This window comes from Streptomyces sp. UF-297, from assembly GCF_058245575.1.
Window position 1 is genome coordinate 1 of sequence record NZ_JBSIBZ010000021.1, and the last position, 18889, is coordinate 18889.

The 18889-nt window shown below is 71.8% G+C and carries 15 protein-coding genes; 6 read left to right on the top strand and 9 right to left on the bottom strand.

All coding sequences use genetic code 11. The features are described 5' to 3' along the window. Positions 1-241: 241 nt before the first annotated feature. On the bottom strand, positions 242-3385 hold the full coding sequence (gene ileS, locus AC4IJH_RS14820) for an isoleucine--tRNA ligase (protein WP_490852135.1): 3144 nt from the start codon (positions 3383-3385) through the stop codon (positions 242-244). A gap of 621 nt (positions 3386-4006) precedes the next feature. Between ileS and AC4IJH_RS14825 the strand changes: the two genes are divergently transcribed. From AC4IJH_RS14825 to AC4IJH_RS14845, 5 genes are all read left to right on the top strand, one after another. Then, positions 4007-4807: a TraR/DksA family transcriptional regulator gene (locus AC4IJH_RS14825; protein WP_490852136.1), complete on the top strand. Its 801-nt coding sequence runs from the start codon at positions 4007-4009 to the stop codon at positions 4805-4807. Between the two features lie 150 nt (positions 4808-4957). Next, complete coding sequence (lspA, locus tag AC4IJH_RS14830) at positions 4958-5572, top strand: signal peptidase II (protein WP_490852137.1); 615 nt, start codon at positions 4958-4960, stop codon at positions 5570-5572. A 66-nt stretch (positions 5573-5638) separates the two neighbouring features. Next, positions 5639-6580, top strand: coding sequence for an RluA family pseudouridine synthase (locus AC4IJH_RS14835; protein WP_490852138.1), 942 nt, complete (start codon positions 5639-5641; stop codon positions 6578-6580). Further along, the gene (locus tag AC4IJH_RS14840; protein WP_490852139.1) at positions 6577-7065 is read left to right on the top strand and encodes a GNAT family N-acetyltransferase; all 489 of its coding nucleotides are present in this window, start codon (positions 6577-6579) and stop codon (positions 7063-7065) included. The genes AC4IJH_RS14835 and AC4IJH_RS14840 overlap by 4 nt, the downstream gene beginning before the upstream one ends. A 107-nt stretch (positions 7066-7172) precedes the next feature. Then, on the top strand, positions 7173-8750 hold the full coding sequence (locus tag AC4IJH_RS14845) for a Na+/H+ antiporter (RefSeq protein WP_490852219.1): 1578 nt from the start codon (positions 7173-7175) through the stop codon (positions 8748-8750). Between the two features lie 49 nt (positions 8751-8799). Here the strand turns inward: AC4IJH_RS14845 and AC4IJH_RS14850 are convergent, their stop codons facing one another. After that, a complete protein-coding gene (locus AC4IJH_RS14850) occupies positions 8800-9849 on the bottom strand; it encodes a mechanosensitive ion channel family protein (RefSeq protein ID WP_490852220.1) in 1050 nt (349 codons plus the stop codon). Between the two features lie 194 nt (positions 9850-10043). Here AC4IJH_RS14850 and AC4IJH_RS14855 point away from each other — a divergent pair, with 194 nt between their 5' ends. Further along, positions 10044-10607: a dienelactone hydrolase family protein gene (locus AC4IJH_RS14855; RefSeq protein ID WP_490852221.1), complete on the top strand. Its 564-nt coding sequence runs from the start codon at positions 10044-10046 to the stop codon at positions 10605-10607. Positions 10608-10637: 30 nt separating this feature from the next. On the opposite strand, the gene AC4IJH_RS14860 is transcribed toward AC4IJH_RS14855, so the two are convergent. The 7 genes from AC4IJH_RS14860 to AC4IJH_RS14890 form a co-directional block, all read right to left on the bottom strand. Beyond that, a complete protein-coding gene (locus AC4IJH_RS14860) occupies positions 10638-12305 on the bottom strand; it encodes a serine/threonine-protein kinase (RefSeq protein WP_490852140.1) in 1668 nt (555 codons plus the stop codon). 4 nt (positions 12306-12309) lie between these two features. Beyond that, entirely contained in the window at positions 12310-13950 is a 1641-nt protein-coding gene (locus tag AC4IJH_RS14865) for an alkaline phosphatase D family protein (protein ID WP_490852141.1), read from the bottom strand. Between the two features lie 105 nt (positions 13951-14055). Beyond that, a complete protein-coding gene (locus AC4IJH_RS14870; protein ID WP_490852142.1) occupies positions 14056-14907 on the bottom strand; it encodes a thioredoxin domain-containing protein in 852 nt (283 codons plus the stop codon). A gap of 61 nt (positions 14908-14968) precedes the next feature. After that, a complete protein-coding gene (locus AC4IJH_RS14875) occupies positions 14969-15652 on the bottom strand; it encodes a hypothetical protein (protein WP_490852222.1) in 684 nt (227 codons plus the stop codon). 140 nt (positions 15653-15792) lie between these two features. After that, positions 15793-16629, bottom strand: coding sequence for a thioredoxin domain-containing protein (locus tag AC4IJH_RS14880; RefSeq protein WP_490852143.1), 837 nt, complete (start codon positions 16627-16629; stop codon positions 15793-15795). A gap of 80 nt (positions 16630-16709) precedes the next feature. Then, on the bottom strand, positions 16710-17369 hold the full coding sequence (locus tag AC4IJH_RS14885) for a hypothetical protein (RefSeq protein WP_490852144.1): 660 nt from the start codon (positions 17367-17369) through the stop codon (positions 16710-16712). A 110-nt stretch (positions 17370-17479) separates the two neighbouring features. Further along, a complete protein-coding gene (locus AC4IJH_RS14890) occupies positions 17480-18805 on the bottom strand; it encodes a DUF2252 domain-containing protein (RefSeq protein ID WP_490852145.1) in 1326 nt (441 codons plus the stop codon). Positions 18806-18889 lie beyond the last annotated feature (84 nt).

Consider the following 18889-nt stretch of genomic DNA (forward strand, 5'->3'; position numbering starts at 1 on the left):
GCCCCCGGGAGTTCAACTCCCGGGGGCCCGGCCCTTTCGTGTCCGTGGCGCCTCGGCGCTCCGCTGGATGTGGAGTGTTTCCGCCGCGGGCACGTCGTGGCCGGTCGCGCAGTTCCCCGCGCCCCTTCAGGGCGCTGCCCTGTCGCACCGGACTGCGGCGGGACCGCTCGGCCGACGAGGGGAGCGCCGGGTACGGCGATGCCCCCGGCACAGGGTGTGCCGGGGGCATCGCCGTGGTGCGTTACGCCTTGCGGAGGCGGAAGGTGAGCCCGAGGGGCTCGTCGGTGAAGGGGGTGCCGTAGGTGTCGTCCGCGTCGCCGGGGGCGAAGTCCGTGGCCAGGACCTCGTCGGCGATGAGGGCGGCGTGGTCGGTCAGGGCCGTACGCAGCTCCTGGTCGGCGGACTGCCAGCGCAGGGCGATGCGGTCGGCGACGTCCAGGCCGCTGTTCTTGCGGGCCTCCTGGATCAGGCGGATCGCGTCACGGGCCAGGCCGGCGCGGCGCAGCTCGTCGGTGATCTCCAGGTCGAGGGCGACCGTGGCACCGGAGTCGGAGGCCACCGACCAGCCCTCGCGCGGGGTCTCGGTGATGATGACCTCGTCGGGGGTGAGGGTGACGCGCTCGCCGTCGACCTCGACGGCGGCCTCGCCGGAGCGCAGCGCCAGGGACAGCGCCGCCGCGTCGGCGTCCGCGATCGCCTTGGCCACGGCCTGGACGCCCTTGCCGAAACGCTTGCCCAGGGCACGGAAGTTGGCCTTGGCGGTGGTGTCGACGAGGGAGCCGCCCACCTCCGAGAGGGAGGCCAGCGAGGAGACGTTGAGTTCCTCGGTGATCTGGGCGCGCAGCTCGGGGGAGAGGGACTCGAAGCCGCCGGCCGCGACCAGGGCGCGGGAGAGCGGCTGGCGGGTCTTGACCCCGGACTCGGCGCGGGTGGCGCGGCCCAGTTCGACCAGCCGGCGCACCAGCACCATCTGCGCGGACAGCGCCGGGTCGATGAGGGCCTTGTCGGCGGCCGGCCAGGTGGAGAGGTGGACGGACTCCGGGGCCTCGGGGGTGACCGGGACGACGAGGTCCTGCCAGACCCGCTCGGTGATGAAGGGGGTCAGCGGCGCCATCAGGCGGGTGATGGTCTCGATGACCTCGTGGAGGGTGCGCAGCGCCGCGGCGTCGCCCTGCCAGAAGCGGCGGCGCGAGCGGCGTACGTACCAGTTGGAGAGGTCGTCGACGAAGGCGGACAGCAGCTTGCCGGCGCGCTGGGTGTCGTACGCCTCCAGGGACCCGGTGACCTGCTCCACCAGGGTGTTCAGCTCGCCGAGCAGCCAGCGGTCCAGGATGGGGCGGTCGGCCGGGGCCGGGTCGGCCGCGGTGGGCGCCCAGTTGGAGGTGCGGGCGTACAGGGCCTGGAAGGCGACGGTGTTCCAGTACGTCAGGAGGGTCTTGCGGACCACTTCCTGGATCGTGCCGTGGCCGACGCGGCGGGCCGCCCACGGGGAGCCGCCGGCCGCCATGAACCAGCGGACCGCGTCGGCGCCGTGCTGGTCCATCAGCGGGATCGGCTGGAGGATGTTGCCCAGGTGCTTGGACATCTTGCGGCCGTCCTCGGCGAGGATGTGGCCCAGGCAGACCACGTTCTCGTAGGAGGACTTGTCGAAGACCAGGGTGCCGACGGCCATCAGCGTGTAGAACCAGCCGCGGGTCTGGTCGATGGCCTCGGAGATGAACTGCGCCGGGTAGCGCTTCTCGAAGAGGTCCTTGTTCTTGTACGGGTAGCCCCACTGCGCGAACGGCATCGAGCCCGAGTCGTACCAGGCGTCGATGACCTCGGGCACGCGCACGGCGGTCAGCGAGCAGCCGTCGGCGGAGCAGGTGAAGGTGACGTCGTCGATGAAGGGGCGGTGCGGGTCCAGCGCGGACTGGTCGGAGCCGGTCAGCTCCGACAGCTCGGCCAGCGAGCCGACGCAGGTGAGGTGGTTCTCCTCGCAGCGCCAGATGGGCAGCGGGGTGCCCCAGTAGCGGTTGCGGGACAGCGCCCAGTCGATGTTGTTGTTCAGCCAGTCGCCGAAGCGGCCGTGCTTGACGGAGTCCGGGAACCAGTTGGTGTTCTCGTTCTCGCGCAGCAGGGCGTCCTTGACGGCCGTGGTGCGGATGTACCAGGACGGCTGGGCGTAGTAGAGCAGCGCGGTGTGGCAGCGCCAGCAGTGCGGGTAGCTGTGCTCGTAGGCGATGTGTTTGAAGAGCAGGCCGCGCGCGTCCAGGTCGGCGACCAGGGCCTCGTCGGCCTTCTTGAAGAACTGGCCGCCGACGAGGGGGAGTTCCTCCTCGAAGGTGCCGTCGGGGCGGACCGGGTTGACGACCGGGAGGCCGTAGGCCTTGCAGGTCCTGAGGTCGTCCTCACCGAAGGCGGGGGCCTGGTGGACCAGGCCGGTGCCGTCGTCGGTGGTGACGTAGTCGGCGTTGACGACGAAGTTGGCGTCCGCCAGCTCCACGAGGCCGAAGGGGCGCTCGTAGGCCCAGCGCTCCATCTCGCGGCCGGTGAAGGACTGGCCGGTGGCCTCCCAGCCCTCGCCCAGCGCCTTCTCCAGCAGCGGCTCGGCGACGACCAGCTTCTCGTTGCCGTCGGTGGCCACGACGTAGGTGACGTCCGGGTGCGCGGCGGCGGCGGTGTTGGAGACCAGGGTCCAGGGCGTGGTCGTCCAGATCAGGAGGGCGGCCTCGCCGGCCAGGGGGCCGGAGGTGAGGGGGAGGCGGACGTAGACGGAGGGGTCGACGACGGTCTCGTAGCCCTGGGCCAGCTCGTGGTCGGAGAGGCCGGTGCCGCAGCGCGGGCACCAGGGGGCGACGCGGTGGTCCTGGACCAGCAGGCCCTTGTCGAAGATCTGCTTCAGGGACCACCAGACCGACTGGATGTAGTCGGGGTCCATGGTGCGGTAGGGGTTCTCCAGGTCCGTCCAGTACCCCATGCGCTCGGTCAGCTCGGCGAAGGCGTCGGTGTGGCGGGTCACCGACTCGCGGCACTTGGCATTGAACTCGGCGATGCCGAACGCCTCGATGTCCTTCTTGCCGTTGAAGCCCAGCTCCTTCTCCACGGCGAGCTCGACCGGGAGGCCGTGGCAGTCCCAGCCGGCCTTGCGGTCGACGTGGTAGCCCTGCATCGTGCGGAAGCGGGGGAAGACGTCCTTGAAGACGCGGGCCTCGATGTGGTGGGCGCCGGGCATGCCGTTGGCGGTCGGCGGGCCCTCGTAGAAGACCCACTCGGGCCGTCCCTCGGACTGTTCGAGGGTGCGGGCGAAGACCTTGTGCTCGCGCCAGAAGTCGAGCACGGCGTGCTCGAGGGCGGGCAGGTCTACCTGGGCGGGTACCTGGTGGTACTGGGGTGTGGAACTCATCGAGGTCTTCCTCCGGCGGACACGGTGTGCGTTCTCCGTCCGGAGGGACGAGAGCCTGGGCTCCCGCGGTACCACCCTCCTTGGCGGCAGGGCTCCGGCCCGCCGCCCCCTCATTGAGGTCGCGCTGCCGGTTCTACTCGCCCGCGGTGCCGCAGGGCACCGGCAGGGGGCTTTCTTCCGGCGGCTCCGGGGTGATCTTCATGTCGCGCACACCCCCGGGCTCACACCGTCCCCGGGTCGCTCATGGCTGCGTGCGGCACTACTCGTCCCATCAACGCCTTGTCGCTCCGCCCAGTGTACGGGGCGATACGGCGGGCGGCCGACCGGTTTTGCGGGCTGCGCCGAGTGAGGTAGCGCCCGCTGAGGGCTTGACCCGAATGGCGATACGCAGTGCGCCGGAGTGCGAAGGGCATGCGGCGCGCGTGCCTCGGCGTCCGGGCGTACCTGGTGGGCCGCCGGATTACCCGGCCGGGAGTGGGGCACAACGGATGCAGACCGGGCTCCCGGGCGGGGAGGCCGGGCGTCACAGGGCGGTGCGTCCCGTTGCCGCGTGCCTTGAGTCGATTTATCGTTCCGGTCACGATTCGCGCGCAAGATCACATACGTGAAGGGGTCGCGGCCATGGTGGCGAAAAAGACCACCGCGAAGAAGAGCACGGCGCCAGCCAAGAAGGCCGCGGCGAAGAAGCCCGAGCCGGCGGTGAAGAAACGTGCAACCGCTGCCACGGCACCGGCGAAGAAGACCACGGCGAAGAAGACCGCCGCCAAGAAGGCGGCGGTGAAGAAGGCCGCACCGGCGGAGCAGGCCGCCGAGGCGCCGGCCGCGGCCAAGAAGACCACTGCGAAGAAGGCCGCGGCCAAGAAGACCGCACCGGCCCACACGGCGGTGCCCGCGAAGAAGACGGGAGCCAAGACGGTGGCGAAGAAGACTCCGGGTGGGGCACCGGCCGCTGCGGCGGGCCACGGTGGGAGCAAGGACACCAAGGCCGCCGCGGTACCCAAGGCGCGCACGGTCGCCGGTACCCCCGGCGAACTGGCCGTACGGCCCGGCGAGGACCCCTGGACGCCCGCCGAGGTCGCCGAGGCACGCACCGGGCTGATGGACGAGGCGGGGCGGCTGCGCACCGAGATCCTGGCGTCCGAGGACGCGATCGCCGGGCTGATGCGGGACTCCGGCGACGGGGCGGGCGACGACCAGGCCGATACGGGCACCAAGAACATCACCCGCGAGCACGAGATGGCGCTGGCCTCCAACGCCCGCGAGATGCTGCTGCAGACCGAGCGGGCCCTGGAGCGGCTGGACGCGGGGACGTACGGACTGTGCGAGAACTGCGGCAACCCGATCGGGAAGGCGCGAATGCAGGCCTTCCCCAGGGCGACGCTGTGCGTGGAGTGCAAGCAGAAGCAGGAGCGCCGCTACTGACCGGTGCGTCCGGCGGCCGGCGCGGGGTGGTCCCGTGCCGTGCCGTGGGCGCGTACCCGGAGCTGCGGCGTCCGTACGGGTGTGCCGTACCCTCGTGCTCAGCCGGGCGCGGCCTGGCGCGCGGACTTCGACGGGCTGAGGGACTCACACGTGGCAGAGGCGGAACGCATCACCGGTACGCCGGACCCCGGAGGGGAACGGCAGACGGAGACGTCACAGCAGGCGGAGACGTCGCAGCAGCCGGAGGACGGCGCGGGCACGAGCGCGCCCCAGGGCAAAGGCAAGCGGCGGATCGCCGTGCTGCTGCTGGTCGCGGCCATCGCCTACGCCCTGGACCTGGGCACCAAGCTCCTGGTGGTCGCCAGGCTGGAGCACCACGAGCCGATCGACGTCATCGGGACGCTGCTGCGCTTCGATGTGATCCGCAACCGGGGCGCCGCCTTCGGCATCGGCGAGGCGCTGACGATCTTCCTCACCATCATCGCGGCGGCGGTGATCGTGGTGATCGCCCGGATCGCGCGCAAGCTCTACAGCCTGCCCTGGGCCATCGCGCTCGGCCTGCTGCTGGGCGGGGCCTTCGGCAACCTCACCGACCGGATCTTCCGCTCGCCGGGCGTCTTCGAGGGCGCGGTGGTCGACTTCATCGCGCCGAAGGGCTTCGCGGTGTTCAACCTCGCCGACTCGGCGATCGTGTGCGGCGGCATCCTGATCGTGATCCTGTCCTTCAGGGGCCTGGACCCGGACGGGACCGTCCACAAGGACTGACCGCGCTCCCGGGGCGGTGCGCACGGGCGTACGGGAGTGTCGCAGGGGACTGACATACTCGGTGATGTGAGCACCATTCCCGAGATCCGCACCCTGCCCGTTCCCGACGGCCTGGAGGGCGAGCGCGTCGACGCCGCCCTGGCCCGTATGTTCGGCTTTTCCCGTACGAAGGCGGCCGAGCTGGCGGCGGCCGGGAAGGTCCGGGTCGACGGCGCCGAGGTCATGAAGTCCGAGCGGGTGCACGGCGGAGCCTGGCTGGAAGTGGAGATGCCGCAGGCCGCGCCGCCCGTGGAGATCGTCGCCGAGCCCGTCGAGGGCATGGAGATCGTGCATGACGACGACGACATCGTCGTGATCGTCAAGCCGGTGGGCGTCGCCGCGCACCCGAGCCCCGGCTGGACGGGCACCACCGTCATCGGCGGGCTGGCCGCCGCCGGCTACCGCATCTCGACCTCCGGCGCCGCCGAGCGCCAGGGCATCGTGCACCGCCTGGACGTCGGCACCTCCGGCCTGATGGTCGTGGCCAAGTCCGAGCGCGCCTACACCCTGCTCAAGCAGCAGTTCCGCGAGCGTACGGTCGACAAGCGCTACAACGCGCTGGTGCAGGGCCACCCGGACCCGATGAGCGGCACCATCGACGCCCCCATCGGGCGCCACCCGCAGCACGACTACAAGTGGGCCGTGACCGCCGAGGGCAAGCCCTCGGTCACGCACTACGACCTCATCGAGGCCTTCCGCGCCGCCAGCCTGCTGGACATCAAGCTGGAGACCGGGCGCACCCACCAGATCCGGGTGCACATGTCCGCGCACCGCCACCCCTGCGTCGGCGACCTGACCTACGGCGCGGACCCCACGCTCGCCAAGCGCCTGGGCCTGACCCGCCAGTGGCTGCACGCCGTGCGCCTGGGCTTCGAGCACCCCTCCGACGGCCGCTGGGTGGAGTTCGAGAGCTCCTACCCCGAGGACCTTCAGCGCGCACTGGACAAGGTGCGGGCGGAGAGCGCGTGAGCGACCACGAGATCCGCGTCGTCGGCGAGGAGGGCCTCCAGGGCTGCTTCGCCGTGCGGCGCGAGGTGTTCGTGGCCGAGCAGGGCGTGCCCGAAGAGCTGGAGATGGACGCCTACGACGCGCACGCGGTCCATCTGCTGGCCCGCGGTCCGCACGGAGATCCGGCCGGGACGGCGCGGTTTTTGTACGGGCCGGCCGCCCGCCGCAAATACGCCGCGGCCGGGGTCGAGGACGATGTCACGGCGGTGCTGGGCCGGCTCGCGGTCGGCAGGGCCGCCCGGGGCACGGGCCTGGGCGCCGCTCTCGTACGGGCCGTGGAGGACGAGGCCCGGCGCCGCGGCCTGACCGGGGTGTATCTGGAGGCCCAGACCCATGCGCTGGGGTTCTACGAGCGCCTCGGATACACCGCCTGCGGACCGGAGTTCGCCGAGGAGGGCACCGGCATCCCGCACCGCGCCATGCGGCGGGGGCTTTCGTCGGCATAGGTGCCATAGACGGCGGCGGAGGGGTTTGACCGGCTTCGTGGCAGGCTTGGGGCAGTGATCGACTTTCCCCGAGCCGGAGCGTAACCACCGTGGACCAGCTGGCCCTGATGTTCGTGCTACTCCTGGGGGCCGTGGTCACGGTCCCCCTCGGCGACCGGCTGGGGCTTCCCTCACCGGTGCTGATGACACTGGCCGGAGTGGTGCTGGCGCTGATCCCGCAGGTGCCGAACGTGACGGTGCCGCCGGAGTACATCCTCCCGCTGGTGCTGCCGCCGCTGCTGTACGCCGCCGTACAGCGCACCTCCTGGCGGCAGTTCACCGCCAACATCCGGCCGATCTTCCTGCTCGCGGTGGCGCTCGTCTTCGCCACCACCGCGGCCGTCGCCGCCGTCGCGCACGCCGTGGTCCCCGGGCTGCCGGTCGCCGCCGCCGTGGCGCTCGGCGCGCTGGTGGCGCCGCCCGACCCGGTCGCCGCGACCGCCGTCGCCGGAAAGCTGGGCCTGCCCCGCCGCCTGGTCTCCATCCTGGAGGGCGAGGGGCTGTTCAACGACGTCACCGCGATCGTCCTGTACCACGTGGCGCTGGCCGCCGCCGTCAGCGGCACCTTCTCCGTGCCCTCGGCGGCCGGTGCGCTGGTGCTCTCCGCGGTGGTCGCCATAGCGGTCGGCCTGGTGCTGGGCTGGATCGCCAACAAGCTGATGGGCATGCTCGGCGACGCGACGCTGCAGATCGGGCTGACCCTGCTGGTGCCCTTCGTCGCCTACGTCCTGGCCGAGGAGCTCCACGGGTCGGGCGTGCTGGCGGTGCTCACCGCCGCGCTGTTCCTGGCGGAGTACGCGGTGGACGCGGACGACGTGATGGGCCGGCTCGCCGGCTACACCTTCTGGGAGATCGTCGACACCCTCGTCACCGGCGTCGCCTTCGGGCTGATCGGCCTGGAGCTGCACAACATCCTGGGCACCGCGGACGGCCGCTGGGGCGAGCTGCTGGGCGCGAGCGCGGCCGTGGTCGCTGTCGTGGTGGGCGTACGGCTGCTGTGGCTGCTGCCGGCCGCCTGGCTGGCCAAGCGCATGCACAAGCGCCGGGACTACGACGAGGAGATCCCGATGAGCTGGCGGGAGACCATCGTCATGTGGTGGTCCGGGATGCGCGGGGTGGCGTCCGTGGCGCTGGCGCTGGCCATCCCCTTCACCATCGAGGGCGGCGAGAACTTCCCGGCCCGCGACGAGATCCTCTTCGTCGCCTTCGCTGTGGTGCTCACCACTCTCGTCGTCCAGGGCCTCACCCTGCCCTGGCTGGTCAAGAAGCTGCGGGTACGCGCCGATTCGGAGGCCGAGGAGGCCCTGGAGAAGGAGCTGGCGCTGCGCGTGATCAAGGCCTCCAAGCGGCGGCTGAAGGAGATCTCGGAGGTCGAGGAGCTGCCGGAGGAGGTCATCGAGCGGCTCTCGCGCGGCGCGTACGACATCGGGGCGCGGATCTCGCCGGAGATCGTGGACGACGAGCGGCGGGAGTCCTTCGACAAGCGGGCCAACCGCATGAAGAAGGCCCAGCGCATCCAGGCCGAGATGATGTCGGCCGCCCGCCACGAGGTGCTGGCGGCGCGCAGCGAACCGGGCGCCGACCCGGAGGTGGTGGACCGGGTGCTGCGCCAGCTGGACATGCGCAGCCTGCGCAGCGCGCCCTGAGGCTCTTTTGACGGATCTCCGCGAGGCCGCGGAGATCCGTCAAAAGTCCCTAACCCTCCGGGAGTTCGGGGGCCGGGGCGGTGGTGACGCGGGGCAGGGCGTAGGGGTGTTCGGTGCGGAGCCAGTCGAGCATGCGCTCGCGGACGGCGCAGCGTACGACCCAGATGGCGTCCGCGTCACGGGCGGTGACCAGGGCGCGGACCACCATCGTGGAGGGGGTGGTGTCGGTGACCACCAGGGTCCAGCTGCGGCCGTCCCAGTCCTCGCAGCCCTGGAGGATCTCGTGCAGCTTGTCGCGCATCTTCTCCACCGGCGCGCTGTGGTCCAGGTGGAAGAAGACCGTGCCGGTCATCTGGGCGCCGCCGCGCGACCAGTTCTCGAAGGGCTTGCTGGTGAAGTAGGAGACCGGCATGGTGATCCGGCGCTCGTCCCAGGTGCGTACGGTCAGGAAGGTCAGGGTGATCTCCTCGACCGTGCCCCACTCGCCGTCCACGACCACGGTGTCGCCGATGCGGACCATGTCGCCGAAGGCGATCTGCAGGCCCGCGAAGAGATTGCCGAGGGTGGACTGCGCGGCGACACCGGCGACGATGCCCAGGATGCCGGCCGAGGCCAGCATGGAGGTGCCCACCGCCTTCATCGCGGGGAAGGTCAGCAGCATCGCGGCGGCCGCGACCACGATCACGACGGCGGTGACCACCCGCTGGATGAGCGTGACCTGGGTGCGTACGCGCCGTACCCGGGCCGCGTCGCGCGCTCCGGAGGCGTAGCGGGAGTAGGAGGACTCCACTATGGCCGCGGCGACCCGGATCACGAGCCAGGCGGTGGCGGCGATCAGGACGAGGGAGAGGGTCTGGCCGATCCCCGACTCGTGGTCCTCCACGATCTTGATCTTGGTCCGCTCGTAGGAGCTGCGCAGCAGGGCCGTCAGCAGGACGACCTGGAGCGGTATGCGGCAGCGGCGCAGCAGGCCCCACAGCGGAGTCTCCGGGCGCCGGGCGTCGATCCGGCGCAGCACCTGGTCGACGAGCCACCCCAGCAGTAGGGTCACCACGACCGACCCGCCGAGCACGACCAGTGGACGCATCACGTCCTCCATGGACACCTTGCCACTCCTTCCGGATCCGTGCGGACCCTCTACCCGGGGGTACCTTCTCGCGTCCTCCCCGAACCGTAACTGGCACGATGGGGGCAGTGCGATCCATCGACAGGGAAGTGAATCCAGTGGCCGCCTCTACGGCATCGACCCCGGCACCGGACCAGGACACCACGAAGGGCCCGGCGCCCTCGACCGTGATCCTGTTCCACTCGACCTACGGGCTGCGGCCCGCCGTACAGGCCGCGGCGGAGCGGCTGCGCGCGGCCGGCCACGAGGTGCACGTCCCCGACCTCTTCGATGGGCGCACCGCCGAGACCTCCGAGGACGGCATGGCCATCAAGGAGGAGATCGGCACCGACGAACTGCTGCGCCGCGCGGTGGCGGCCGTGGCGCCGTACTCCGACCGGGGGCTGGTCTACGCCGGGTTCTCGCTGGGCGGTTCGATCGCGCAGAACCTCGCGCTGGCGGACGAGAAGGCGCGCGGGCTGCTGCTGTTCCACGGCACCTCCGACATCGCGGACGACGCGGCCGTGGACGAGCTGCCGGTGCAGCTGCACGTCGCGGACCCGGACCCCTTCGAGCCGCACGACTGGCTGACCGCCTGGTACCTGCGGATGCAGCGGGCGGGCGCGGACGTGGAGATCTACCGCTACGCGGGCGCCGGGCACCTCTTCACCGACCCGGACCTGCCCGACCACGACGAAGAGGCGGCCCAGTCCGCCTGGAAGGTGGCCCTGGGCTTCCTGGCCGACCTGTAGGCCGGTGCGCGGGCGGGCCGTGGGGGCGGCTCAGGGGCGGACGCAGCGCCCGCTGCCGCCGGTGCCCGCAGCGGGCGCACAGATCGCCGAGCGGTCGCCCGCGCGGTGGCTGATGTAGCGCCCCAGGCAGCCGTTCTTCTTCGTACGGCCGCGCTCGGCGCACCAGTCGACCGCCGCGTGCCCGTCGGCGAACGGGCCCGGCGCGTAGAGGACCCAGTAGCCAGGGTTGAGCGAGGCGAAGTCGTCGCTGCGCAGCATCCGGGCCTCGGGCACCTGGCGGCGGACCAGCGCCAGACGGCGGTCCCGGGCGGCCGGGCCGGTGGAGACCGGCTCGGAGTACAGCTGGGCGACCCAGGTGTTCGCGACCCCGCCGGGCGGTGGCGGCGCGGGTGTGGAGGCGGCCGGAGGCGTGGTGGGCGCCGGCCGGGCAGGGGTGTCGGCGGAGCCGGCCGGGCGGCTCGGGGGAGCTTGGGGGGTGCGGGAGGCCGTCGGCGGGGGCTGGGTGGGGGAGGCGTCCGGTGCCGGGGGTGTCGGCGCGGCCGTCCGCTCCGTGCCGGCCTGCGGTCTCGCGCCGTCGTCGGAGGAGTTCACGCCGAGGTAGGCGCCGATGGCGACGAGCACCGCCGCGAGGGCGGCGGCCGGTACGGCCAGCCGGGCACGGCGGGCGGCGGAGCGGGGCGCGGCCGGGCGGGCGGTCGTGGCGGTCGGGCGGCCGTGGATGCCGTACGGGGGAGAAGTGGGGGAGGGGTCCGTGCCGTACGGGGGAGAAGTGGCGGAGGGACCGGTTCCGTACGAGGGCGGGGGCGGGGAGTCGGGCCGGGTCGGTACGTAGCCCGGCCGGTCCTCGGCGGCCTGTGCCAGCAGGGCGTCCAGCCGCGCCGCGTCGGGCCGGGCCGCCGGGTCGCGTACGAGCAGCGCGGACAGTACGGGCGCCAGCGGCCCGGAGCGCACGGGCGGTGGAACCGGGTCTTCCAGGACCGCGGCGAGTGTGGCCAGGGTGGTGGCCCGGCGCAGCGGGGAGACGCCCTCCACCGTGACGTACAGCGTCATGCCCAGCGACCACAGGTCGGACGCCGGGAGGTCGGCGGCGGTGCGGATGCGCTCGGGCGCGATGAACTCGGGCGAGCCGACCAGGTCGCCGGTGGCGGTGAGCGCGGTGGAGCCCTGGAGGGCGGCGATGCCGAAGTCGGTCAGGACGGCGCTGGGGCCGTCGCCCGGCCGGGAAGTGGCCGGGCGCAGCAGGATGTTGGCCGGTTTGACGTCGCGGTGGTGGATGCCGGCGGCGTGTGCGGCCGCGAGGGCGGCCAGCACGTCCCGGCCGATGCGGGCCGCCTCGGCGGGCGGCAGCGGGCCGCGGTCGATCAGGTCCTGGAGGCTGCCGCCGGGCAGCAGCTCCATCACCAGCCACGGGTGCGGAGAGTCGGCCGCGTCCACGATGTGATGGATCGTCACCACGTTGGGGTGGGACAGCCGGCCGAGCGCGCGTGCCTCGCGCAGCACGCGCTCGCGCAGGACCTGTGCGGCCTGCGGGCCGTCCGCCTCCTGCGAAGGGTCCGGGGGACGGACCTCCTTGATCGCGACCTCGCGCATCAGGGCGAGGTCGCGGGCCCGCCACACCGTGCCCATGCCTCCGCCGCCGAGCCGCTCCAGCAGCTCGAAGCGCCCGTCGATGATCCGTCCGTCGCGTCCCCCGGCCATGGGATCAGCGTACGGGCCGGTCCGTGCGCTCCACCCGCTGCGTCCCCGTCAACGTCCGGTAGGAGCGGGCGAGTCGGCTGGTGGCGTTCTTGTCCCGCTTGTCGGAGATGGTGAAGAAGTCCATCTGGGTCCGCTCGGCGGTGACGTCCAGGACGCCGTAGCCGTGCTCGTCCAGATCCGCCCACTTCACGTGCCAGTTGGCCGACTTGATGGCGGCGACCGCGGCGAGCGAGACGCTGTGGGTGGGGACGTGCAGCAGGTCGTCGAGGTTGTCGGAGGTCACCGACGTCACCACGAACTCGGTCGCCACGGTGCCCGATTCGGGGTAGGTGGCGGCGTCGTTGGGCACCTCGTTGGCCCACGAGGTGTGGATGTCGCCCGTCAGGAAGACCGTGTTGGTGATGGAGCGGTCCCGCAGCAGCTGAAGGATCTCGCGGCGGTCGTCGGTGTAGCCGTCCCACTGGTCGGTGTTGACCGCGATGCCGCCCTCCGGCAGGCCCAGGAGCTTGGCCAGCGGCTTGAGGAGGTGCGCGGGCAGCGAGGCGAAGGTGACGGGGGACATCATCACCGGGTTGCCGACCAGGTGCCAGGTGGTGTCCGAGCGTTCCAGTCCGGCCTTGAGCCAGTCCAGTTGGGCGCGTCCGGTCAGGGTGCGGTCGGGGTCGTCGACCTTGCCGCTGCCCACCTTGACCTGCTCGTCGCGGAAGGAGCGCAGGTCCAGCAGGTGCAGATCGGCCAGGGTGCCGAAGCGCAGCCGGCGGTAGGTGGTGCCCTCGATGGAGGGGCGGACCGGCATCCACTCGAAGTACGCCTGCTTGGCGGCGGCCACCCGCGCCGACCAGTCGCCCTCGGTGGCCGGGGTGTGGTTGGCGGCGCCGCCCGACCAGGCGTTGTCGGCGAACTCGTGGTCGTCCCAGATCGCGATGACCGGATGGGCGGCGTGCAGGGCCTGGGCGTCCGGGTCGGTCTTGTGCAGGCCGTGCCGGACGCGGTAGTCGGCGAGCGTGATGATCTCGTGGGCGGGGGAGTGCGCGCGCACGGTGTACTTGGCCGCCGGGTATTCGCCGGACCGGTACTCGTATATGTAGTCGCCGAGATGGAGCACCGCGTCCAGGTCGTCGCGGGCCGCCAGATGGCGGTAGGAGGAGAAGTGGCCCGCCTCCCAGTTGGCGCAGGAGACCGCGCCGAAACGGATGTTGGGCGCCGCGGCGTCGTGCGCGGGGGCGGTGCGGGTACGGCCGACGGGGGAGTGGGTGTCCCCGAAGGTGAAGCGGAAGTAGTAGGAGGTGGCGGGGCGCAGGCCGCGTACATCGGTCTTGACGGTGTGGTCGTGGGCGGCGGAGGCGGCCGCGGTTCCCCGCGCGACCACGTCACTGAAGGCCCGGTCCGTCGCCACCTGCCAACTCACCTGCGCAGCAGGGCCCTTGCCGGAGCCGGGGGCGGCCTCGGCGGTCGGGGTCAGGCGGGTCCACAGCAGGACGCCGTCGGGGAGCGGGTCGCCGGACGCCACGCCGTGCTGGAAGTACCGGTGCTGTGCTGCCTCTTGGGCGAAGGCGAGGGAGCCGCCCGCGAACGGGAGCAGGGCGGCGGTGGCGGCTACGGCCGTAACGGCGGTACGCCGGGAGATCTGGTCATGATCATTCACGGCGGATCACATTACTGGCCGGTATGGGCGATGGGGAGGGGGAATGCGCCACATTCCCCTTCCCTTCATCTCCCTACCTCTTTGTCACTTCTTCAACGTTCACGGTCACTTCTTCTTCGCCGGTCCGAACTCGTCGTCCAGCATCTTCTTGAAGTTGTCCTGCGAGGCCTTCGTGTACTGCGCCGGCGTCATCTGCTGTCCCCTGGGGACCTCGGCCATCGTCAGTTTCTTCTCGCCGTGCATGAAGGTCGGGGTGCCCTTGACGCCGTTGCGGCCGAACAGCGCGGTCATCTCCAGCGCCCAGCGGTCGTACGTGCCGTTCTCGACCGCCGCCCGGAAGGTCCTGTCGCCCTTCAGCTCGGGCACTTGGTCGGCGACCTTGAGCAGGGCGGAGTCCTTGGCGTACGCGTCGTCCCGCTCGTCGGGGTGGTTCTTGGCGGAATACAGCGCCGTCTTGTACTTCAGGAACGCCTCGGGGCTCTTGTTCAGGGCCGCGCCGAGCGCGCTGAGGGCGTTCTTGGAGCCCTCGCCGCCCGCGTTGGGGTCGATGAAGGTGTACATCGTGAAGCGGACCTTGAAACGGCCCTCCTCGATCTGCTGGTTGAGGATCTCGCCGTTGATCTGCTCGAAGGACGCGCAGGCCGGGCAGCGGACGTCCTCGAAGACCTCCAGGGTCTCCTTGGCGTCCTTCTTGCCGATGACGATCTCGGTGCCGTTCTTGCCCTGGGTGTTCTTCGGCGCCACGAGGTCGGCCTCCTTGGCCGCGTCCCAGCCGGTGGGCTCGTTCGCCTTCATGATGCCGAAGCCGATGCCGCCGGCGACGACGAGGACGCCGACCACGGCGCCCGCCACCAGGAGTTGGCGGCGTATCTTCGCGCGCTTCTTCTGGCGCTCGCGCTCGGCGCGTATGCGCTCGCGGGCGGCCTGCTTGCTGGCCTGGCTGTTGCGGTTGCTCATGGCTGCTTCCCCATTTCCTGATGCCCGCGGCGGGCGGGAGTGGACTGGTCGCCGGGTGGGTTCACACGGTGGCGGCGAACCGGTGGGGAGGTCCGCGGCGTACGACGCAGTGCACGAGCTGGGGGAGGGGGCGGGCGGCAGGCAGGCGGCGTACGGGCCGTGTGCGGCGCGGCGGCGGGGGCAGGGCGGCGGACGCCAGCGCGGCGGCGGCCCGCAGCGGCCGGGCGGCCAGGACGGCCACGGCGTCCAGCAGCCGGGCCAGGGCCGCGTCGCCGCGGTGCAGACCGGCCGCGGCCAGCAGCCCGACGGCCAGGTGCGCGCCGAGCAGCAGCCAGGGAGCGGACGGGGAGCCGGCCGCCGGCAGGGGCGAGCCGGGGTGCGCCGCGAGCCGGGCCAGCGGGGTGCCCAACTCCCCGCCCCTGCACAGCAGATCGACCCCGACCTGGCGCAGCGGGCCGGCCAGCGGGCCGCCCGCCGCCCCGTAACAGGTGTGCTGCCCCGCGGTGAAGACGGTGTCGGCGGCCAGTTCCAGCGGCACCAGCAGCGCCGCGACGGGGCCGTACCCGCGCTCGCGCCCGGCCAGTGCGTAGGAGAGGACGAAGACGGCGGCGCAGACCGGGACCAGCGTCATGGCCGGCACGGGCGCACGGGAGAGCAGGACGTGGGAGCCGGTGGACAGCGTCACGCACACCGCCGTGAACAGCGCGGCGCGCACGGCCCTCGGATGCGCTCCCGTCCCCTCCATGACGGGGAAGTCTGCCACGGGCGCGGCGAGTTGACGGGTCAAGATTTGGCATCACCTGGGCGGCGCCGGGCGGTGCGAACGGCGTCGGCCGGCACGCGGTGCGCGTGCCGGCCGAGGGTGGTGCGGGGTGGTGCGAAGGGTCAGGACTTCAGTTCCTTGGCGACCATCTCGTTGTAGCTGTCAGGCGTGGAGGGCGCGATGGTGCTGCCCTGCTGGCCGGGGGTGCCGATGACCTTGCCGTTCACCTTCACCGTCGGGGTGCTCTTGACGTCCTCGGCCTTGTTGAAGGCCTCCGACATCTCCAGCGCCCACCGGTCGTAGGTGCCCTCGCTCAGCGCCTTCTTGAAGGCGTCCTTGCCCTTCAGGGCGGGGACGGTGTCCGCCACCTTGATCAGGTAGTTGTCGTCGGCGAACTTGTCGGGGCCCCGCTCGTCGGGGTGGTACTCCTTGGAGAACAGCGCCTTCTTGTACTCCACGAACGCCTCGGGGCTGACGTCCAGGGCCGCGCCGAGCGCGCTGAGCGCGTTCTTCGAGCCGGTGCCCTGGAGGTTGTTGTCCAGGAAGGTGCCCAGGTGGACGGTGACCTTGTACTTGCCGTCCTTGACGTCCTTTTGGACGGTGTCGCCGACGTTCTGCTCGAAGCTCGCGCAGCCCGGGCAGCGCGGGTCCTCGTAGAGGTCGACGCTGTTCTTGGCGTCCTTCTTGCCGATGGTGATGGTCGTGCCGTCGGCGCCGGAGGTGTTGGCGGGCTTGACCAGCTTGGCGTCCTTGGCCTTGGCCCAGGTGTCGCCGCCACCGTCGCCGCCGGAGTTGGCGACGGCGACGCCTATGCCGCCCGCGACCGCGAGGACCGCGACGATCGAACCGGCGACGACCAGCTGCCGACGGGCCCGGTCCTTCTTGGCCTGCCGCTCGCGCTCGGCGCGCAGCCGCTCGCGTGCCGCCTGCTTGTTGGCCTGGCTGTTGCGGTTGCTCATGACTGTTTTTCTCCGTGTGGGTCCGTGAAAGTGTACGAGGGGTGGAGTCCGGAATTCCGGACGCCGCGTGCTGGTGCCGGTCAGGCAGCGAGCGCGCAGGGCGGTCCACGGCGTACGACGGAGTGCACGAGAAGAGGCAGCGCGCGGGCCGGGCGCTCGTCCCGGGAGGGAGCGGCGGCCGGGCGGCGCGGTGCGGGCGAGGCGCCGACGACCGCGACCGCGATCATCAGGGGCCGGAAGGCGAAGGCGGCCACCGCGCCCACGAGCCGGGCCAGCGCCGCCTCGCCGCGGCGCAGCCACGCCGCCGCCAGCAGCCCGATGCCCAGGTGGGCGGCGAGCAGCAGCAGCCAGGTGGAGGCGGGGGCCGGGCCGTCGGTGGACAGCCTCACCAGCGGTGCGCCGAGGTCGCCGCCACCGCAGAGCAGGTTCACGCCCAGGGAGCGCAGCGGACCGGCCACCGGCCCGCCCGCCGTCCCGTAACAGGCGTGCTGCCCGACGCTGAAGACGGTGTCGGCGGCCAGCTCCAGGGGAACCAGCAGGGCCGCGATGTGCCAGAAGCCGCGCTCCCGGCCGGCCAGCGCGTAGGAGATCGCGAAGACGCCGGCCGAGAGGGCGGCGACGGTGGTCAGCGGCAGCGGCATCCGGGAGAGCAGCACATGGGAGGCAGCGGACAGCGTCACGCACAGCGCCGTGAAGAGCGCCGCGCGCACCGCCCGCAGGTGTGCCGCCGAGATGTCCATTGCAGCGAGTCTCCCACGGTCCGGGGTAAGTGCGGCTTAAGGGTTATCAAACCGGCACTTACCCCTTCTCCGGGGACGGATCTGCGCTCCCCGGGGAACGGAGATCCGCGTCACAGCCCCGGTATCCGGCCGTTGCGGAACAGGTCCACGAAAATCTGGTGGTCGGCGCGGGCCCGGGCGCCGTAGGAGTGCGCGAAGTCCACCAGCAGGCCGCCGAAGCCCTCCTCGTCGGCGGCGATGGCCGCGTCGATGGCGCGCTCGGTGGAGAAGGGCACCAGGGAGTGGCCGCTCTCGTCGTCCGCCGCCGCGTGCATCGTGGCCGTCGCGCGGCCCAGGTCGGCCACGACCGCGGCGATCTCGGCCGGGTCGTCGATGTCGCTCCAGTCCAGGTCGACGGCGTACGGCGAGACCTCGGCGACCAGCTGTCCCGCGCCGTCGAGCTCCGTCCAGCCCAGCCAGGGGTCGGCGTGATCCTGGAGGGCGCGCTGGGAGATGACCGTGCGGTGCCCCTCGTGCTGGAAGTACTCGCGCACCTGCCGGTCGGTGATGTGCCGGGAGACCGCGGGGGTCTGCGCCTGCTTCATGTAGATGACGACATCGTTCTCCAGGGCGTCGCTGTTGCCCTCCAGGAGGATGTTGTACGAGGGCAGGCCCGCCGAGCCGATGCCGATGCCGCGCCGGCCCACCACGTCCTTGACGCGGTAGGAGTCGGGGCGGGCCAGGCTCGCCTCGGGCAGCGTCTCCAGATAGCCGTCGAAGGCGGCCAGGACCTTGTAGCGGGTCGCGGCGTCCAGCTCGATCGAGCCGCCGCCGGCGGCGAAGCGGCGCTCGAAGTCGCGGATCTCGGTCATCGAGTCCAGCAGGCCGAAGCGGGTCAGCGAGCGGGCGTCGCGCAGCGCGTCCAGCAGCGGGCCCTGGGCGGTGTCCAGGCTGAAGGGCGGCACCTCGTCATTCTTGGCGCCGGCGGCCAGACAGTGGATGCGCTCGCGGTAGGCGGCGGCGTAGATCCGCACCAGCTCGGTGATCTGCTCGTCGCTGAGCGCCTTGGCGTAGCCGATCAGCGCGATCGAGGCGGCGAAGCGCTTGAGGTCCCAGGTGAAGGGGCCCACGTACGCCTCGTCGAAGTCGTTGACGTTGAAGATCAGGCGGCCGGTGGCGTCCATGTAGGTGCCGAAGTTCTCGGCGTGCAGATCGCCGTGGATCCAGACCCGGCCGGTGCGGTCGTCCAGATACGGGCCGCCGTGGCGCTCGCGCTCCAGGTCGTTGTAGAAGAGGCAGGCCGTGCCGCGGTAGAAGGCGAACGCCGAGGCCGCCATTTTCCGGAACTTCACACGGAACGCCGCCGGGTCGGCGGCGAGCAGCTGCCCGAAGGCGGTGCCGAAGACGGTGAGGATCTCCTCGCCGCGCTCGTCGGCTCGCGCCTGCTGGTTCGACATCGCTGGGTGCCTCCTGAGGGTCTCGCACGGGAACGGATGTCCCGCTAGAGACCAACGCGCGAAACGACCTGCGCGGTTCCACGC

What these genes read in the sequence shown, in the direction of transcription:
- ileS (WP_490852135.1), bottom strand. Translation starts at nt 3,385, where the DNA reads ATGAGTTCCACACCCCAGTACCACCAGGTACCCGCCCAGGTAGACCTG.
- AC4IJH_RS14825 (WP_490852136.1), top strand. Translation starts at nt 4,007, where the DNA reads ATGGTGGCGAAAAAGACCACCGCGAAGAAGAGCACGGCGCCAGCCAAG.
- AC4IJH_RS14845 (WP_490852219.1), top strand. Translation starts at nt 7,173, where the DNA reads ATGTTCGTGCTACTCCTGGGGGCCGTGGTCACGGTCCCCCTCGGCGAC.
- AC4IJH_RS14850 (WP_490852220.1), bottom strand. Translation starts at nt 9,849, where the DNA reads ATGGAGGACGTGATGCGTCCACTGGTCGTGCTCGGCGGGTCGGTCGTG.
- AC4IJH_RS14860 (WP_490852140.1), bottom strand. Translation starts at nt 12,305, where the DNA reads ATGGCCGGGGGACGCGACGGACGGATCATCGACGGGCGCTTCGAGCTG.
- AC4IJH_RS14870 (WP_490852142.1), bottom strand. Translation starts at nt 14,907, where the DNA reads ATGAGCAACCGCAACAGCCAGGCCAGCAAGCAGGCCGCCCGCGAGCGC.
- AC4IJH_RS14875 (WP_490852222.1), bottom strand. Translation starts at nt 15,652, where the DNA reads ATGGAGGGGACGGGAGCGCATCCGAGGGCCGTGCGCGCCGCGCTGTTC.
- AC4IJH_RS14880 (WP_490852143.1), bottom strand. Translation starts at nt 16,629, where the DNA reads ATGAGCAACCGCAACAGCCAGGCCAACAAGCAGGCGGCACGCGAGCGG.
- AC4IJH_RS14885 (WP_490852144.1), bottom strand. Translation starts at nt 17,369, where the DNA reads ATGGACATCTCGGCGGCACACCTGCGGGCGGTGCGCGCGGCGCTCTTC.
- AC4IJH_RS14890 (WP_490852145.1), bottom strand. Translation starts at nt 18,805, where the DNA reads ATGTCGAACCAGCAGGCGCGAGCCGACGAGCGCGGCGAGGAGATCCTC.